The 16291-nt window shown below is 52.0% G+C and carries 17 protein-coding genes; 3 read left to right on the forward strand and 14 right to left on the reverse strand.

Going from position 1 to position 16291, the window contains the following annotated elements; translation table 11 throughout:
• Positions 1-3 precede the first annotated feature (3 nt).
• Complete coding sequence (tsf, locus tag WC772_03420; GenBank protein ID MFA6169803.1) at positions 4-603, forward strand: translation elongation factor Ts; 600 nt, start codon at positions 4-6, stop codon at positions 601-603.
• Here tsf and WC772_03425 read toward each other — a convergent pair.
• The 10 genes from WC772_03425 to metG form a co-directional block, all read right to left on the reverse strand.
• On the reverse strand, positions 600-1313 hold the full coding sequence (locus WC772_03425; protein ID MFA6169804.1) for an ATP-binding cassette domain-containing protein: 714 nt from the start codon (positions 1311-1313) through the stop codon (positions 600-602). The two genes, tsf and WC772_03425, sit on opposite strands and share 4 nt — an antisense overlap.
• Positions 1310-2083: an ABC transporter ATP-binding protein gene (locus WC772_03430; GenBank protein ID MFA6169805.1), complete on the reverse strand. Its 774-nt coding sequence runs from the start codon at positions 2081-2083 to the stop codon at positions 1310-1312. Before WC772_03430 ends, WC772_03425 begins: the two co-directional genes overlap by 4 nt.
• Positions 2070-2885, reverse strand: coding sequence for an ABC transporter permease (locus tag WC772_03435; GenBank protein ID MFA6169806.1), 816 nt, complete (start codon positions 2883-2885; stop codon positions 2070-2072). Before WC772_03435 ends, WC772_03430 begins: the two co-directional genes overlap by 14 nt.
• On the reverse strand, positions 2872-3783 hold the full coding sequence (locus WC772_03440; GenBank protein ID MFA6169807.1) for an ABC transporter permease: 912 nt from the start codon (positions 3781-3783) through the stop codon (positions 2872-2874). The genes WC772_03435 and WC772_03440 overlap by 14 nt, the downstream gene beginning before the upstream one ends.
• Positions 3784-3829: 46 nt before the next feature.
• Complete coding sequence (locus WC772_03445; GenBank protein MFA6169808.1) at positions 3830-4960, reverse strand: hypothetical protein; 1131 nt, start codon at positions 4958-4960, stop codon at positions 3830-3832.
• A 61-nt stretch (positions 4961-5021) separates the two neighbouring features.
• Positions 5022-6542 carry a peptide-binding protein gene (locus WC772_03450; protein ID MFA6169809.1) on the reverse strand — a complete coding sequence of 507 codons (1521 nt, stop codon included), beginning with the start codon at positions 6540-6542 and terminating at the stop codon, positions 5022-5024.
• Positions 6523-6936, reverse strand: a complete 414-nt coding sequence (locus WC772_03455; GenBank protein ID MFA6169810.1) for a prepilin-type N-terminal cleavage/methylation domain-containing protein — start codon at positions 6934-6936, stop codon at positions 6523-6525. The genes WC772_03450 and WC772_03455 overlap by 20 nt, the downstream gene beginning before the upstream one ends.
• A 46-nt stretch (positions 6937-6982) precedes the next feature.
• On the reverse strand, positions 6983-8011 hold the full coding sequence (locus tag WC772_03460) for a type II secretion system F family protein (protein MFA6169811.1): 1029 nt from the start codon (positions 8009-8011) through the stop codon (positions 6983-6985).
• Positions 8008-8376: a GxxExxY protein gene (locus WC772_03465; GenBank protein ID MFA6169812.1), complete on the reverse strand. Its 369-nt coding sequence runs from the start codon at positions 8374-8376 to the stop codon at positions 8008-8010. Before WC772_03465 ends, WC772_03460 begins: the two co-directional genes overlap by 4 nt.
• Before the next feature lie 130 nt (positions 8377-8506).
• Positions 8507-9997: a methionine--tRNA ligase gene (gene metG, locus WC772_03470; protein MFA6169813.1), complete on the reverse strand. Its 1491-nt coding sequence runs from the start codon at positions 9995-9997 to the stop codon at positions 8507-8509.
• A 38-nt stretch (positions 9998-10035) separates the two neighbouring features.
• On the opposite strand from metG, the gene WC772_03475 reads away from it, so the two are divergent.
• Both WC772_03475 and WC772_03480 read left to right on the forward strand, forming a co-directional pair.
• Entirely contained in the window at positions 10036-10227 is a 192-nt protein-coding gene (locus WC772_03475; protein ID MFA6169814.1) for a hypothetical protein, read from the forward strand.
• Positions 10228-10430: 203 nt separating this feature from the next.
• Positions 10431-12152 carry a hypothetical protein gene (locus tag WC772_03480; GenBank protein ID MFA6169815.1) on the forward strand — a complete coding sequence of 574 codons (1722 nt, stop codon included), beginning with the start codon at positions 10431-10433 and terminating at the stop codon, positions 12150-12152.
• Here WC772_03480 and WC772_03485 read toward each other — a convergent pair.
• The 4 genes from WC772_03485 to WC772_03500 all read right to left on the reverse strand — a co-directional run bounded on the left by WC772_03485 (position 12149) and on the right by WC772_03500 (position 16286).
• Positions 12149-13303, reverse strand: a complete 1155-nt coding sequence (locus WC772_03485) for a hypothetical protein (protein ID MFA6169816.1) — start codon at positions 13301-13303, stop codon at positions 12149-12151. The two genes, WC772_03480 and WC772_03485, sit on opposite strands and share 4 nt — an antisense overlap.
• Positions 13300-14790 (reverse strand): leucyl aminopeptidase, encoded by a 1491-nt coding sequence (locus tag WC772_03490; protein MFA6169817.1) that lies wholly within the window; start codon positions 14788-14790, stop codon positions 13300-13302. Before WC772_03490 ends, WC772_03485 begins: the two co-directional genes overlap by 4 nt.
• Positions 14791-14794: 4 nt before the next feature.
• Complete coding sequence (locus WC772_03495) at positions 14795-15352, reverse strand: LemA family protein (GenBank protein ID MFA6169818.1); 558 nt, start codon at positions 15350-15352, stop codon at positions 14795-14797.
• Positions 15353-15413: 61 nt separating this feature from the next.
• Positions 15414-16286 carry a TPM domain-containing protein gene (locus WC772_03500; protein MFA6169819.1) on the reverse strand — a complete coding sequence of 291 codons (873 nt, stop codon included), beginning with the start codon at positions 16284-16286 and terminating at the stop codon, positions 15414-15416.
• Between the last annotated feature and the right edge of the window lie 5 nt (positions 16287-16291).

Consider the following 16291-nt stretch of genomic DNA (forward strand, 5'->3'; position numbering starts at 1 on the left):
CCAATGGCAATTACAGTTGAAATGATCACTAAATTAAGAGAAAAAACCGGGTGCGGCATGATGGATTGTAAAGCCGCGCTAACCGAAACAGCCGGCGACTTTGATAAAGCGATCGAACTCCTCCGGAAAAAAGGGATGGCCGCCGCGACCAAACGGGCCGGCCGGACCGCTTGCCAGGGACTGGTTGACTCCTACATCCACATCGGCGGGAAGATCGGGGTCTTGATCGAGGTTAACTGCGAAACCGACTTCGTCGCTCAAGGGATCGACTTTCAGGCTTTCGTGAAAGACCTTTGCATGCAGATCGCCGCTTCCAGCCCGCAATACATCAACAAGGAAGACGTCCCGGCTGAAGTTATCGCCCGGGAAAAAGAGATCCTGACCGCCCAGACCAAGGAAGAAGGGAAACCGGAAGCCGCACTCCCCAAGATCGTGGAAGGCCGTCTGCAAAAGTTCTACGGCGAGATCTGCTTGATGGAACAACCGTTCGTCAAGGACCCGAAGGTTGCCGTTAAAGATCTACTGGCTAATTTGTTGGCTAAGATCGGCGAAAACATCGTCGTGCGGCGGTTCGTCCGCTATCAGCTCGGGGAAAACTCTTAAAACCTGGGGCTCGCGGCCAACAATTTAAGGGTGTACTCTTCGCGCGGGGTCGTCAAGACCGTTTTTTTATCACCCAACTCGATCAATCGCCCCCCTTTCATCACGGCGATCCGGTCGCTTAGGTAACCAATGACCGACAGGTCGTGCGCGATGAAAAGATAAGTCAGCCCGAGACGAGTTTTTAATTCTTTCAGTAGTTTTAGGATCTCGACTTGAATAAAGACATCCAGCGCCGAAACCGGCTCGTCCAAAATAAGGAACTTCGCTTCCCCGGCCAAAGCCCGCGCGATCCCGACCCGTTGGCGCTCTCCACCCGACAATTCATGAGGGAATCGTTTGGCATATCCGGCCGGAAGCTTCACCATTTCTAAAAGAGCCGCAACCCGGCCATTGATCGCTGACCTGTTGAGTAAGCGATGGATGACTATCGGTTCGGCAATCGCCTCTCCCACCCTGATCCGGGGATTAAGCGAGTTCTGGGGGTCCTGAAAAACGATCTGGCACTCCCGCCGGATATTATCGATCCCCTGGCAATCGATTTGGCCGCTATCCGGTTCGATCAATTTCAGGATCAGCCTGGCCAGGGTCGATTTCCCCGAACCCGATTCGCCAACCAACCCCAACGTCTCGCCCTGCTTGATCGTTAGGGAAAGGTCGTTGACCGCGATAAGATCGCCAAATTTTTTAGTTATGCTTCTGATCTCTATCATCTCAACTCCCGCAAACAATCGACAAGCTTCTTGGTATAGGCATCTCGCGGGTGGTCAAAAATTGTCCGCGTTTCCCCGGCTTCAACGATCTTCCCTTTATGCATCACCACCACCCGATCGCAGAGTTCTTTAATGATCCCAAAGTTATGCGTAATATAAATTATCGACAAATTAAATTGGGCTTTGATCTCCCGGAGCAAAGCCAGGATCTCCGCTTGGATCGTCACGTCCAGGGCGGTCGTCGGCTCGTCGGCAATCAGGATCTCCGGCCGGCAGGCGAGCGCCATGGCAATAACGACCCGTTGCCGCATTCCGCCGGAAAATTGATGGGGATAATCATCGATCCGGGCGGGGTCGATCTTGACGGCTCGAAGCGCTTCAACCGCTTTTCCCCTCGCCTCTCTCCGGGTCGCTCTCTGGTGCAGGATAATCGACTCCATGATCTGTTCACCGATTGTCAGGACCGGATTTAGGGCGGCGAACGGGTCCTGAAAAACCATGGCGATCTTCGCCCCTCTTAACCGGCGCAATTCATCTTCCGGTAAAAGGAGGAGATCACGGCCGTTAAGCAAAATCTCTCCGCCGACAATCTTCCCCGGTTGGTCAACCAAACGCAACAAAGCATAGCCCAAAGTCGATTTCCCCGACCCAGACTCACCCAGTACCCCCAGGATTTCCCCTTCTTTCAGGTCAAAGCTAACTCCGGCAACCGCCTTCACGGTCCCTTCGTCAACGTAGTAATTAACCGACAAATTTTTAACTTCCAGCATTCCGTTCCTTAGGGCTCAACGTCTCCCTGATCCCTTCGCCAATAAAATAGAGGGAAAGGACCGTAATCATGATCAACAACCCGGGAATCACCGCCATCCAGGGGGCATCGCGCATGTACGCTTGAGAATCCATCAACATGTTCCCCCAGGAAGAGATGGGCGGCTGAACCCCCATCCCTAAAAATGAGAGGGCCGATTCGGTGAGGATCGCTCCGGCCATCCCCAGGGTCGCGGCGACAATGATCGGCCCCTGGGCGTTGGGAAGCATGTGGCGGAAGATTATCCTCAAATCGCTGCAACCGATCGCCCGGGCCGCTTCCACATATTGGAGTTGGCGGATCCGGAGGAATTCCCCCCGGACTAAGCGGGCAACACCCATCCAGGAGGTCAGGCCGATCACGACCATAACGTTGTAGATATTCGGGGTCAGCATCGACTGTATCGCCAGGATCAGAAAGATCGACGGGAAAGCGAACATCACATCGACCGTCCGCATGATCAAGCCATCGACCCAGCCGCCATAGTAACCGGCGACCGCGCCGGCCAATGTTCCAAGGAGTAGAGAGATCACGACCGCAACTATCCCGACAGTTAAAGAGATCTGAGCCCCATAAAGGGAACGGCTCAAAAGATCCCGCCCCAGGTCATCGGTCCCAAAGAGGTGTTGCGATGACGGGGCAGTCGCCCCAACCGAAGAGATCTCGTCCGGCGAATACGGAGCGATCACCGGCGCTAAAATCGCTAGGCTGAAAAACAGCCCCATTACTATCAAGCCAAACCTGGCCGCTTTATTTTTTCCCATATCTAATCCTTGGATCGACGATCGCGTAGGCGATGTCGGCCAGGAGATTGCCAACGATAATCAAGATTGCGGAGACCATAACGATCCCCATGATCGTCGGATAGTTCCGCTGGAAGATCGCCTGGACCCCCAGCCGCCCCATCCCCGGCCAGGCAAAGATCGTTTCGATCACGAAGGCGCCACCGAAAAGGTCGGGAAGCGATAAGCCAAGGATTGTAATCGTCGGCAAGAGGGCATTGCGCAAAGCATGTTTGAAGATCACCAGCCGCTCCGGTAACCCTTTGGCCCGGGCGACCCGAATGTACTCTTGATTAAGGACTTCGAGCATCGCTCCCCGCTGGTAGCGAGTTAGCCCGGCCAAACTCCCAATCGTCATCGTAATTAACGGCAAAGCCAGGTTTCCTACCGCCGGCAACCAATGCAATTGGACTGAAAAAACCAGCATCAGCATCAAACCGAGCCAAAAAGTCGGGATCGCCATCCCGGCAAAGGAGAAAAAGGTAAAAAGATTATCGAACCAGGAGTTTTTACGGACCGCCGAGATAACTCCGACCGGAATTGTGATCAGCAGGGTTAAAATAAAAGAGGGAATCATCAATAACAAGGTCATGGGGAGCCGCTCCCCGATCTCGGCAATGACCGGGAGGCCGGTCGTGTAGCTCCGGCCAAAATCAAGCAGGAGAGCGTTCTTTAGCCAGACCAGGTATTGGATAAAAAGCGGCTGATCGAGCCCCCAATTCGCCCTGACCCTGGCTAATTCAACCGGGTCAATGTTGGGGTCGATAAAAAGAGCGGTCGGGTCGCCGGGCGCGAGGTGCATGACCAGAAAAGAGAGGAAAGAGATCCCTAGTAAAAGAGGAATCAATTGTAAGAGCCGGTTAATAATGAATTTGCGCATCTACCGACAATTGTAAACTAACCGTCTGGCCGGCGCAAACCGCATTTCACTCCTGATTCCCGTTTAAAACTGCCATCATTTTTTGGGAATTATGCCAGTTGGCCATAAAAGAACCGACTTGGGCGGTATTCTTCAAATAACTTTCCGCGAAGGCTTTCAAGAATAGATCAAAGGAATAGGCGTCCCATTCCCTTCCTAATAATCCCCGGTCCAACCCCCACAAAAAATTGCCGGTCGGCGGGTAAATTCCCCCAAAAATCCTGTAGATATCTAAAAACGCTGAAAACAGACTTTGTTCTTCGGCTGATTTTTTCCCTTCCCCCCAATCTTCATATAATTGAGCGAGTTCTGCCCCTCTTTTAACTGTTCCCAAGTCAAGCAGGTTACCGTTAATTTCAACGTTGCCAACGTGGCAATAAGATAATATTCCTTTAAAATAATTTCCCATACTCCGATAACCGACATTGAAACAGCCATTGGCGTGTAATTTCGCCAGCTGTCCACCCAGCCGACCGGCCGTCTGTTGCAAAAATGTTTCCAGGGATAGTTTCTGCCACCGGCTAAAATGGCAAAGATCAGCCAACGGCCGGTCCAACCGCAACCAGGGGAAAAAGGCTTCCCCTTCCCTGACCAGCTGGCCAAAGCCAAGGTGTCTCCCCCAAGCGTCCTCCCCCTCACCCAGTGGAGTAAACTGACTATCAATCGCGCCAATTTCCCGCAAACATTCCGCTTCCCTTTCACCTTTGACCGCTTCCAAAAAACCGTACGGTTCCTGCGACTGATCGTGAACACCCGCACTCTTAAGATATGAGGAAGGAAGGGTTTCCCCTTTGAACTCGCTAACGGCGCCATTATCCCAAATTATTACCATCGCCCTGTCGCTCTGGCTGGGAAAGGCTATCGTGTGGAGATGCTCTTGTGCCAGCTTCTCGGGGGCAAGCGCTTCCCAATACAACGGATCGGTGAGTGCCAGCCGCTTTTCCGGCTGGAAATAGATCTCCCGTGGCAAACAGGATCGGCCAAAAGGAGCGGCCAAGAATTCGGGAAACGGTTTCCCCTGATGCGCTTCGGCAACGCGTCCCGCCATCGCCTGGCGGGCAGCCTGGTCGTTAAATTCGATTTTTTTATATAGCTCAACCGCTCTTTCCCCAGAAAGGCGGCAACTCCTGGCAATCATAAATAATTTTCGGCTAATAAACGGGGGGATTTCAGCTGAATTGAAGGAAGAAAAAACCTTCTTACTTTTTGAGATAAACTTTTTCGAGATGGACAAACAACCCGGCCGGCCCCGGCTTGGACAGTCCGCCGACCCGCTCGCGGACCCCGACTATTGCCTTCGGGTACCAGAGAAAGATATACGGCTGGTCGGCGGCAATCTCCTGCCAGATCTGGGCATAGATCTTCTTGCGGCCGCTCCGGTCGATCGTGGTTCGTCCGGCTTTTAAGAATTCGTCAACTTTTTTATTATTATACTTATTGAAGTTAAACCCGGCCGGGTATTGGCTCGAATGCCAGATCGAATAGGCGTCCGGATCGAGCCCCAGCGACCAGCCCATTAAGACCGCTTCAAAATCTTTCGGTCCTTTCGGCGCGTTGATGATCTTGAGGAGTGCCGACCATTCCAGTAAACGAACTTTAACGTTGACCCCAACCTTCTTATATTGCTGTTGTAAGATAACTGCCGCTTTTTCCCGCTCTTTATTTCCCTGGTTGGCCAGGATCGTAAATTCGAGGTTCTTAACCCCGGCCTCTTTCAGCAACTGCTTCGCTTTTTCCGGATTGAATTCGTATTTTGGCACATTGCTATTATAAGCCCAGGAGATCGGAGCCGAAGGAGCGTACGCTGGGGTCGCGAGCCCTTTATGGATCAGATCGACCAGTTGTTTTTTGTCGGTCGCGTAAGCCAGCGCCTGGCGGACCCGGCGATCGGTAAACTTAGGATTAGCTAAATTGAAGCCAAGATAGGTATATTGCAAGACCGGGTAGTCGTAGACATTGATCCCCGGTTTAGCTTTGATCCGCTGGTAATCCTTAGGCGGGATCCCCGCCTCGTCGATCTCATCGGCTTCCAGGGCGACCAGCTGTGAATTCTCGTCCGGGATCATTTTAAAGTTGATCCCGGCCAATTTAGGAGCGCCACGGAAATAATCTTGATTACGGACCACCGTCACGTGATCGCCGGAAACCCACTCCTTGAACTTAAAAGGCCCGGTCCCGACCGGATACCGGTTAAAGTCAGCCGTATTAAGGTCTTTTCCAGCCAGCAGGTGTTTAGGAATGATCCCCATCCCCATTCTGACCAAAAAAGGAGCAAAGGGAACGGGCAAAACGGCCTGAAAAGTGTATTTATCAAGCGCCTGGAACCTGATCGGCCGGCCGTCGATCATAAAATCGCTCCGGCGGACCGAATTCACCTTTGGGTTAAGGATCGCGTTGTAGGTAAAGACAACGTCATCGGCCGTAAATGGGGCCCCGTCATGCCACTTTACGTCGGGCCGCAGTTTAAAGGTCCAAACCTTACCATCTTTTGAAGTCTGCCAGGAGGCGGCCAGGTCGGGCTCAACTTCGAGCTTCTCATTAAAAGTCACCAGGCCGTTGAACATCGTATCTTCAACCGCCGCCGAGACGTTGTCGGTCGAGAGGATCGGATTAAGGATCGAGACTTCGCCATTCAGGCTGGAACGGAGAAAAGCATTCGGATCGTAATCAATAGCCGTGGCCAACCCAGCCAGCAGCAAACTACAAATTAGTAAGCTCAAGTAATTTCGCAAGGCCATTCCTTTTATATCCAATTATTGAGTACGTCCCGGTCGTCTCGTCGTAACCGTAAATAATTTTCCCGGCCCGGTCGCCATCCTGGTATTCTTTCCCGGTAAAGGGATTTTTCGGGACCGCGGCAATATAATCACCGCTCATCAGGTAATTCTCGCAAAGCGACCTGACCCCGATATCTTTTCCCAACGGATAAACATTATTTTCCAAATGATAAGCTTCGACCGCCAACTGAACGGTATGCATGACCCCCTTGACCGCCGCTTCTTTCCCTTTGTCGCGCGCGCCCAAAAGATTTGGGACCAGAAAGACCGACAACAAGCCGATGATCCCGATCACGATCAATATTTCGACGAGAGTAAACCCATTTCTATTTTTCATTCTCTTCACCTCCCAGTATTATAGATTGGCCTCTCTGAAACTGCAATCAACTTAGGGCGGCAACCAGCTTCAGCAAAGGCAGAAAAAGGGCCAAGACGATAAAGGCAACCAACCCGCCAACGGTCGCGGTAATCGCCGGCTCCAGTAATTTTGAGAGCTGTTCGAGCCTCGCCCCTCGCTCCTTTGCCTTGAAAGCAGCGACATCCAGAAAGGCAGCGCCTAACCGGCCGGTATTCTCCCCGATCGCGACCAGCGAGACCGAATCGGTTGGGAAGTAGCGGCTTTCAGCCAGAGCCTCGCTGATCTTCCGGCCATTCTCAACTTCAGTCCGGAGACGATTCAAATCAGCTTGAAACAGCGGATCGGTCACTGTTCGCGAACCGATCGCCATGGCAGTGCTTAGCGAGATCCCCCCTTCAAGCAGCATCCCGAAGGTTAAACAGTTAAAAAGCGCCAGCTCCTGGCGATAATAATCGCCAAGCAACGGCAACCTGGTGAGCCCACTCATAAAAGCATTCCGCCTTTTTAAGGCGACCACACCAAGCAAGATCACTCCGCCAACAATCAACAACCAATAATTAACCAGAAAAGAGCTAATCGCCATGACCGCCACAGTTAACGGAGGCAAGCCGCTTCCCACTTCCTCTAATAACTGGCTCATTGAAGGAACAACATAAACCAAAAGAAAGACCAGCAGTCCCAAGCTGACAACAGCCACAAAAGCAGGATAAACCAGGGCGCCGATCAGCTTTTCTGATAACTCGGCCCGCTGGTCGTAGTAGTTGCCTAAATAATTCAAGACTTTTTCGACCGCGCCACCCCGATCCGCCGCTTGTAAAGTCGCGCAGGCCAGATCAGGAAGGACTTGTTTTGCCCCCTCTCCTAAAGAAGCTCCTTCTTCGATCCGCTCGATCATTCTACCGATTGCTAATCTTTCCTTTTTAAAGAAAGGAGTTTGGCCAATGACCCGCAGAGCGTCAGCCAGCGGCAGGCCGGAGGTTAAAAGAGTTGAAAGTTGCTGGCAAAACCGGGCGGTTTGACGGTTGTTTAATTGGACACACGAATGGGAGCTCATTTGTAACCCTTTAGTATTCGACGGTAGATTAGGTTCCTTCGGCCGAAAGTGGCAAGGATCCCAAGCTCTTTATCCATTAGTTTCAAATACCTCTTAATTTGTTGATAATCGTCCCTGGATATCCTAGGGGTTGCCTTAATTTCAACAACAATTAAGTCATTAACCAGAAAGTCGAGCCTGAAGGCTCCAATTCCCTCAATTTTTGTTTCAACTTGAGACAAATATTTTATCCCCTGTTTCATAAATTCATTTTCTATCCCTCTTTGATAATGTTTTTCCATAAAGCCCGGACCAAGCTGATTATGGACCGAGAAAAGAACCCCCATTATCTTGTAGCTTAGTTCAGGATAAAGAAGAATGGCCATAAATGAGAGGTAGCAACTTTATTACCACGAACACTCGAATGGGATACGAATACACTAATGGGACACGAATGCACTAATTAAGTCAATTGTCTCCATTAGTGTATTCGTTTTCTTATTCGTGTATTCGTATCTACTTCTGTAGCCTGGGGAAAAGAACCTCACCTTTAGCGACTTTATCGCCGCCAAGGTTTAATTGGCTCTTGATCTTACCGGAGGTAGCCGGCATAAAAGGTGACAAAAGTTCGGCAGTTGTTTTTAAGACATTAAACAGGGTCGCCATAACCTGGGCTAATTTTTCAATTTCCCCTCTTTTTGCTAAACCCCAAGGGGCTTGTTTCTCAATATAGACGTTCGCTTGGCTGATCAACTGCCAGATCGCTGCCAACGCATCAGAAAAAGCGAGTTCGTTCATCGCCTGGTCAACCAAGGCTGGGGTCTTTTCCGTCAATTTGGCCAATTCCTGGGTCAAGTCATCCCCACTCCCTGCCATGGTCGGAACTTTTCCCTCAAAATACTTTTCGATCATCGTTAAAGTTCGGCTTAGTAAATTCCCTAGATCGTTGGCCAGGTCGGCATTATAGCGATTGACCAGTGAATCGTAGGAAAAGTCGCCGTCGGCGCCAAAGGCGACTTCCCTCAGGATGAAATAACGGACAACATCGACTCCATATTTCTCCGCCAGGGCGATCGGGTCAACCACATTCCCCTTGGACTTGGACATCTTGGCCCCTTCCACGGTCCACCAGCCATGCCCAAAGACTTTTTTAGGGAGTGGTAAGCCTAAGGCCATCAGGATACAGGGCCAGGTTACGGCGTGGAAACGGACAATCTCTTTCCCCATGATATGGACATCAGCCGGCCACCATTTATTGAACTTCTGATCGTCCTGTAGGTAGCCAATGGCGGAAATATAATTGATCAAGGCATCAAACCAGACGTAAACGACGTGTTTTGGGTCATCCGCTACGACCACTCCCCAAGGGAAAGCGGTCCGGGTAACGGAGAGGTCATGTAACCCTTGTTTGATAAACTGAATTACTTCATTCCGCCTGGAATCAGGTTTTATAAAGTCCGGTTGAGCCTCAATATGCCGGAGGAGCGGTTCTTGAAACTTGGAAAGCTTGAAAAAATAGCTTTCCTCCTTCAGCATTTCGGTTTGGCGGCCGCAATCGGGGCAGAGCTTCCGCCCTTCCATATCCTCTTTAAGTTCGGCCTCGGGCCAGTAGGTCTCGCAAGTCACACAATACCAACCGGAATATTCCCCTTTATAGATATCGCCTTGCTTAAGCAAGCGGCTGAAGATCGCCTGGACGGTCTTTTCATGGCGCTCGTCAGTCGTCCTGATAAAATCATCGTTGCTGATATTGAGGGTCTCCCAGGCCTTTTTCCAGCGGGGAACAATACTATCCACAAACTCTTTCGCCCCTACCCCCTTAGTATCGGCCACTTTCCAGACCTTTTGCCCGTGCTCGTCGGTTCCGGTCAGGAAGTAGGTTTCAACCCCCCGGCTCCTTTTATATCTGGCCAGGACATCGGCGGCAATGGTCGTGTAGGAATGCCCGATATGCGGGATATCGTTGACATAGTAGATCGGGGTAGTCAGGTAGAATTTTTCCGTCATGAATTAATTATAGCAAAGAATTAATGGGATTGCTCATCTTGATCCCTCTGAAATTTCGCTTTGCCGCTTATGACACCCACAAGTGGCAAAAGCTTGCCGATGATGTTCAGGCCTTAAACCAAGCCGTCCATCTCATGGCTAAGACCCCCGGTGCCCCCTCGCCCGGGCCAGCTATGCGCGACCACAAGGGAAGCTATTTCGGCGAATGGGAAGGGGCAAAAAACTTTTAATAGGCTGAAATTTCTCCGGTTTTTTACCGAAATATTCTTGAGGATTTTTGGCAATCCCAATCTTAATTAACGAGGCATGTTTTATGCAAATTAGATCAGCAGTCGTTCCAACAAGATTTAGAGGTGTCCTTAGGAACGCAACGAACGCCCTCTTAGTTATTGGCGGCTTGTCGGCTGCCGTCCGAGGCGATCAACCCGTCAAAATGTTAAATGTCCCCACCTTAGCCGCGCTGGGCATCTCCCTGCCTAACGCCGTTAAAGAAGTCCGACAACTAGCGCAGGAAATAAAAGCCGCCTTTCCGGCGCAAAACCTTCGCCTTTTTCGGCCATTTCTTGGCAATCTCAAAGACACTTCTGCTCTTGAAGCTAAAGGGATTGACGCCGCTCAGTATAAAGCTTTAAGCGAGAAAAAAACCAGAATCATTAACATGACTATCGCGTTACAAACTGAAGCTAATTTATCTGGATTGTCGGATGATTTGGGACGGGAAGTCAAAATTCTCCGTTCAGCCAAAACCCTCCTGGATATTATCAAGTGGGCTTCGCCTGATGAAGCGCGGGAAGTAACTGTCACGCCGCCCGGCAACCCTCCTTACCAGGTCAAGATCATGCCGGAAAACACCACTCTGGCCATGTACGCCCGGCTTGACGCCTCGCCCAAGGTCCAGCCGACAGAAGAATCGACCGCCAAAGCCGAAGCCGAAATGCAAAGGGGAACCCTGGCCACAGACGCGGTTAAAACCTATTGCCGAATAAACCTCGGCAACCAGTGCACGGTTAGAGTCCCAACCCCAGGCGGGCAAAGACCTTTCAATTTTTATCTCGAGGCCTATGGCCTCGACCGGTCAATCCCGATCTCTGGCATCACGGCCGTCAAGGATTTAACTCACGGGTTTATCGGGGTGGTGGCCAACCCGGAAAAAATTTATATCGGCGATTATTCCGGCAAAGCGACCGGCCCCAACACGATCTCTCTGGCCGCGACTTACACCGATCGTTATATCGATCTTCAAGCTCATTTACCGATTTACCAATTTATCAAAACACTCGCGGCTACTTATACCGAAGCCGCTCATACGCTTCACTCCTCCCTCTCGGAAATAGGCATGGATATTGACGTCAACACGTTAAAAAGCTATCTGGAGATCAATACTTTCGCCGAACTTTTCTGGATGGGGACCGAAGACCCTTGGCAGGATACCGGCGCCGCTTCTTGGTACAACACCAAAGAAGCTCCCGCTTTTAGAGAAACGTATCGGCGCTACACTCAAGAACTGGGTTATGCCTTTGGCGTCAAGATCGATGACAAAGAGAATAAAATTTATGATATTTCCTGGCGTCTGGCCTCCACCAAAGTTTCCGTCACTAAGCAAGGGCTCGGCCCCAACGCCATCTTGATCGGTGATTTCTTGAAGGCCGGTGAATACGATAACGGCCGGCTGTGGCGGCAATATTTTCCGAATCTGGGAAGGACCGAAGACAGCGCCGCTCGGATCGCTCTTGACCCCCAATTATCGGTCAAAGCGGTCGCCCTGGTTTTTGACGCTAAAGCGAGAGAGTTAAAAGACACCGTCTTTTCTAATCCCGCGATCAGAATGCCGGACGACGCTTACCCGACCTTCCGCGACCCGGCAAAAGCGCGGGAATACTTCATTCTCTCCTGGATCAGGTTTATAAAAGCGTTTCCGGAGGCGGTCGTTAATTTCCCCGACTTTTTTCCTTATGGGTTGAATTCATGGAATATCGATTTTTTACTCCCCTATTTCAAACTGCATCAGGCCGTTATGGGGGAACCGGATAGTTTTCCTGAATTCACGACCCGTTTTCATCCCAGCAAGGGGGAACCAATCGCCGATTATTTTAATCCGATGACCGATCCACGCAATAACGACGCTTTGATGATAACAGTCGTCCCCAGAGATTAGTTTCCCTCGATCGGGAACAAGATCCGGAAACTGCTGACCTTGTCCAGCGCGGAATTGGCCCATTTGGGAAGTTCTTTGTTGCGGTCCAGGGAGAGCGACGGCATCGCCCGCCAATTATCTTCCCCTTTCAATTTGACTTCGACCAGAAAACGATTCAAGAGCCGCTGCTCCCAATTATCATCGTCATCAAGATCATCGGCCCGGAAATCCGGTTGAATAAAATAACGGAAGAAGGGGGCAACCCCTTCGAGCGACCCCTCGCCGACCAAGGGGGGACCGATCACCATCCATTGGGTTAGCTCGCGGACATACTTCAGGTCGGAGCCATGCTCGGCGGGGACAATCTGGAAGCCGCCGATCTTCCCGAGCGGCGAAGTGGAGATGTCAATCACTCCGGCATGGTTCGCCCTGATCCGGCCGGTCGAAGCGTAAAGGGTCCCTTCAAAACGGCCGACCCCCTGGACCGGTCGGAGAACTGTCCCGATCACTTTTTCCCGGTTGCCAAAATAGCGGATCGTGATCGCTCCGCCGAAAGTGTTTTCGAAGACGATCTCCTTGGGATAATCGAGCGGTCGTTTGACGACGATTGTATAAACGTCGCCCAGCGAAGGCTGATAATCAGCCGTGATCGGATAAAGATAGCTGGTCTGACGCGAAAAGAAAACTTTATTACCGACAAAAGGGGCAAACCCGCCGCCGAAGATCTTCTGGCCGGCCGGAATGTCGGTGTAGATCGAGGAATCGGGGCTTAAATAAGAGCGGTATTCGCGCGGCGGCCGCAACTGGTCTTTAGGGAGAACACTGAAGATCACCCCTTTATTATTAACCTGGTCATAACCGACTTTCACGTGAATGGCATTGACCGCCGTCGCGGCGATCTCCCCGTTCTTGACCCACCGGGAAGCGGCATAGCCATCTTTGTTGACTTTAAGCGTAGGGTAAAGGACCCGGCCGACCTGATACCACCTTTTCCCCGCTTCATTGCTGACTTCAATGGAACCATTGGGAACGTTGGCGATCCTGATCCGATAGAGATATTGGAGCTTTGGATTGTTCTCCGCTTTGACCGACTGGGGTAAAGACAAACTCTCCGGCGTCGCCGCCAGTAGCGGCTGGGCCAGGAGAAGTAGTCCGATCAGCCAATTCTTCATTGCCTGGTTATATATTCGATCAGGGTCCTGACCGGAACCCCGGTCGCGCCGTCCGGCAGATAGCCGGATTCTTTGTCGAGGTGGGCTGTCCCGGCGATATCAAGATGCGCCCAGGGGGTCTCTCCGACAAACTTGGCCAGAAAAGCGGCCCCGGACGAAGGCGAAGCTTTGCCGGTCTCGGAAGTGTTTTTCAAGTCGGCAACTTGGCTTTTTAAAGCGTCTTTATATTCATCGTAGAGCGGCAGCTGCCACATCTTTTGGCCGCAGCGGTTGCCGACCCGGATGATCTTGTCGATCAGCTCCTGGTCGTTGCCGATCACCCCGGTCGCGGCATCGCCCAGAGCGACAATACAGCCGCCGGTCAGGGTCGCGACATCGATCATTTTAGTCGCGCCGCGCTGTTTGGCGTAAGTAATCGCGTCAGCCAGGATCATTCGCCCTTCGGCGTCGGTGTTTAAAACTTCTATGGTATAACCGGAAAGGGAACCGACAACATCGCCGGGTTTGGTCGCGTGGCCGGACGGCATATTTTCCGTCAGCGACATGATCCCCAGCACATTACATTTCGGTTTAAGATCGGAAAGGAGGCTCATGGTCCCAAGCACCGCCGCCGCCCCGGCCATATCGGTCTTCATCTCGCTCATCTTCTTGGAGGGCTTAAGAGAGATCCCGCCGGAGTCGAAAGTAATCCCCTTGCCGATGATCGCCAGTTTCTCTTTGGAGCCGGGGTTTCCGGTGTATTCAATCGCGACCAGCTTCGGCGGTTCTTCCGACCCTTTAGCGACCGCCCAGAGCGCTTCCATCCCGGCTTTTTTCGGGTCGATCACCGTAACTTTCAATTTATTGATCTTAGCGATATGTTCCGCCAACTTGGCAAAAGCGGTCGGGGTCATCTTATTGGAAGGAGTATTGACCAGGTCGCGGGCGTGATTTTCCGCCTCGGCAATGATCCGTCCGAGCTCGGCCCCTTTTTTGATCGCCGGTATCTTGCTCCGGTCATTATCGGTCAGGATTAACGACTCAATTTTGTGGTCCGGGATCTCTTTTTCTTTAGCGTACCCGGCAAATTTATAAACGCCAAGGACCGAACCTTCAACTGTCGCCTTGGCCGCTTCCTCCGGTTCCAACCCGCCGATACCGGCGCCATGGATGATCGTCGCGACGGTCCGGGCTTTTATCGCCCGGGCTTTTTTGATCGCCGCGGCCGCCGCGGTCCTAACCGCGTCCAGATCGAATTTTTCCTTCTTACCCAGACCAACGATCGCGACTTTAGAAGCACAGACCCCTTCCGGACAGTGAAGCATCGTCACTTCCCCCAACCGGCCGCTGATCTCGCCGTCCCTGGAAAGCCTGGAGATCATCCCCTTCAGCGCCTTATCGACGGCCCCGGTCCCGCCGCCGGGCGACTTCACCCCTTCAAACTCGTTGACGACCAGCAGGTCGCATTTGATCTCCAGTAACGACTCATATTCAACCCTGATCTTCATTGGCTTAGAACTTGACCTTCGGGGCGACCTTCGCTTCAGCGGCCGAGGCAAAAAAGATCTTTTCAGCGTCAAAACCGAAGAGCCTGACGACAAAAACGGTCGGAATCGAACGGGCGGTCACGTTGTAGCCTTGAACCGCGTCGTTGTAGCGCATTCTGGCCACGGAGATCCGATTTTCGGTCCCGGCCAGCTCATCCTGCAGGGCGCGGAAGTTTTCGGAAGCCCTAAGTTGAGGGTAATTCTCGACCACGACCATCAAACGGCCCAAAACTCCCTCCACCTGATTAGCGGCCTTGATCCGTTCGGTGCTGGTTTTGGCCCCGGCCCAGGCTGATCGGGCGGCGGCAACATTTTCAAAGAGCTCTTTTTCGTGGGTAGCGTACCCTTTAACGGTTTCGACGATGTTCGGGATCAGGTCATAGCGCCGCTGCAGCTGATTTTCAACCTGGGCCCAGCTTTGTTTGACTTCCTGGTCCCTGCCGACCAAACCATTATAAACACCAACCGACCACATCCCTAAAAGAACGATAACAACCAAGATCCCAATAAGCCACTTATTCATGATAAAACCCTCCTTAATTAGCTTAAAGCTTTAAGCTGTAAGCTTACAGCCGTATTTTCCCCTACCAGCTTCTTCCCGACCCGCCGCCGCCACTGCCACCACCGCCAAATCCACCTCCACCACCGCCGCTGAACCCGCCGCCACCCCAGGAAGATCCGCCGCCAAAACCACCGCCGAATCCCCCGCCACCGGAAAACGGACCCGCAAAGAATGATAACACAAAACCGATAATTGCTCCAACGATCGCGCCGATCAAGCCGGCAATCGAAAAACCGAAAAAGGCACCGAACGCCAGCCCCAATAACCCGGGGATTTTTCCCGAGAATATTACCGACAAAAAGATCAAGCCGATTATCCCAACGATCAGCCAGAAATCGGAAAAGAAACCAGCCTCGCCTCCATTAGCTGTCGGTTTTTCGGCCTTGTAATCGCCGCCCAACTCAACTTTTTTCTCCGTCGCGATCCGCTCGGCCAGCGCAGCCGCGCCATTGTAGATCCCGCCGCTGTAATCGCCTTCTTTGAAACGGGGAACAACATACTCGTCCAAGATCCGACCGGCCCGGGCATCGGTTATGACCCCTTCCAGGCCATAGCCGACCTCGATCTCGACCCGATGGTCGGCGACGGCAACCAAAAACAATAGCCCGTTGTCCTGCCCCTTTTTCCCGACCCCCCATTTCTCGAAGAGTTTGACGGCATACTCTTTGGGATCAAGCGGAGCGACCGTTTTAACGGTTACGATCGCCAGTTCGGCGGAGGTCTTTTTTTCCAGGTCGGAAGAGAGATGCCGCAGTTTTTCCGCCGTCCCCTGGTCAAGCACCCCGGCAAAATCATTGACGAACCCGACGGCCGCCGGAAATTTAACCTCTTCGCTCCACCCCGCCGCCGAAAGCGACAACCCCAAAACAACTATCAACCAAAGTTTTTTCAACATCTAAT

The sequence above is a fragment of the Candidatus Margulisiibacteriota bacterium genome (genome assembly GCA_041661965.1).
Taxonomy (GTDB): domain Bacteria; phylum Margulisbacteria; class WOR-1; order O2-12-FULL-45-9; family XYB2-FULL-48-7; genus XYB2-FULL-45-9.

Excerpts from the sequence above, each read along its gene's own strand:
- WC772_03425 (MFA6169804.1), bottom strand. The coding sequence starts at position 1,313 with ATGATAGAGATCAGAAGCATAACTAAAAAATTTGGCGATCTTATCGCG.
- WC772_03490 (MFA6169817.1), bottom strand. The coding sequence starts at position 14,790 with ATGAAGATCAGGGTTGAATATGAGTCGTTACTGGAGATCAAATGCGAC.
- WC772_03435 (MFA6169806.1), bottom strand. The coding sequence starts at position 2,885 with ATGGGAAAAAATAAAGCGGCCAGGTTTGGCTTGATAGTAATGGGGCTG.
- WC772_03440 (MFA6169807.1), bottom strand. The coding sequence starts at position 3,783 with ATGCGCAAATTCATTATTAACCGGCTCTTACAATTGATTCCTCTTTTA.
- WC772_03500 (MFA6169819.1), bottom strand. The coding sequence starts at position 16,286 with ATGTTGAAAAAACTTTGGTTGATAGTTGTTTTGGGGTTGTCGCTTTCG.
- metG (MFA6169813.1), bottom strand. The coding sequence starts at position 9,997 with ATGACGGAAAAATTCTACCTGACTACCCCGATCTACTATGTCAACGAT.
- WC772_03460 (MFA6169811.1), bottom strand. The coding sequence starts at position 8,011 with ATGAGCTCCCATTCGTGTGTCCAATTAAACAACCGTCAAACCGCCCGG.
- WC772_03445 (MFA6169808.1), bottom strand. The coding sequence starts at position 4,960 with ATGATTGCCAGGAGTTGCCGCCTTTCTGGGGAAAGAGCGGTTGAGCTA.
- WC772_03495 (MFA6169818.1), bottom strand. The coding sequence starts at position 15,352 with ATGAATAAGTGGCTTATTGGGATCTTGGTTGTTATCGTTCTTTTAGGG.
- WC772_03455 (MFA6169810.1), bottom strand. The coding sequence starts at position 6,936 with ATGAAAAATAGAAATGGGTTTACTCTCGTCGAAATATTGATCGTGATC.
- WC772_03430 (MFA6169805.1), bottom strand. The coding sequence starts at position 2,083 with ATGCTGGAAGTTAAAAATTTGTCGGTTAATTACTACGTTGACGAAGGG.
- WC772_03480 (MFA6169815.1), top strand. The coding sequence starts at position 10,431 with ATGTTAAATGTCCCCACCTTAGCCGCGCTGGGCATCTCCCTGCCTAAC.
- WC772_03465 (MFA6169812.1), bottom strand. The coding sequence starts at position 8,376 with ATGGCCATTCTTCTTTATCCTGAACTAAGCTACAAGATAATGGGGGTT.
- WC772_03485 (MFA6169816.1), bottom strand. The coding sequence starts at position 13,303 with ATGAAGAATTGGCTGATCGGACTACTTCTCCTGGCCCAGCCGCTACTG.
- tsf (MFA6169803.1), top strand. The coding sequence starts at position 4 with ATGGCAATTACAGTTGAAATGATCACTAAATTAAGAGAAAAAACCGGG.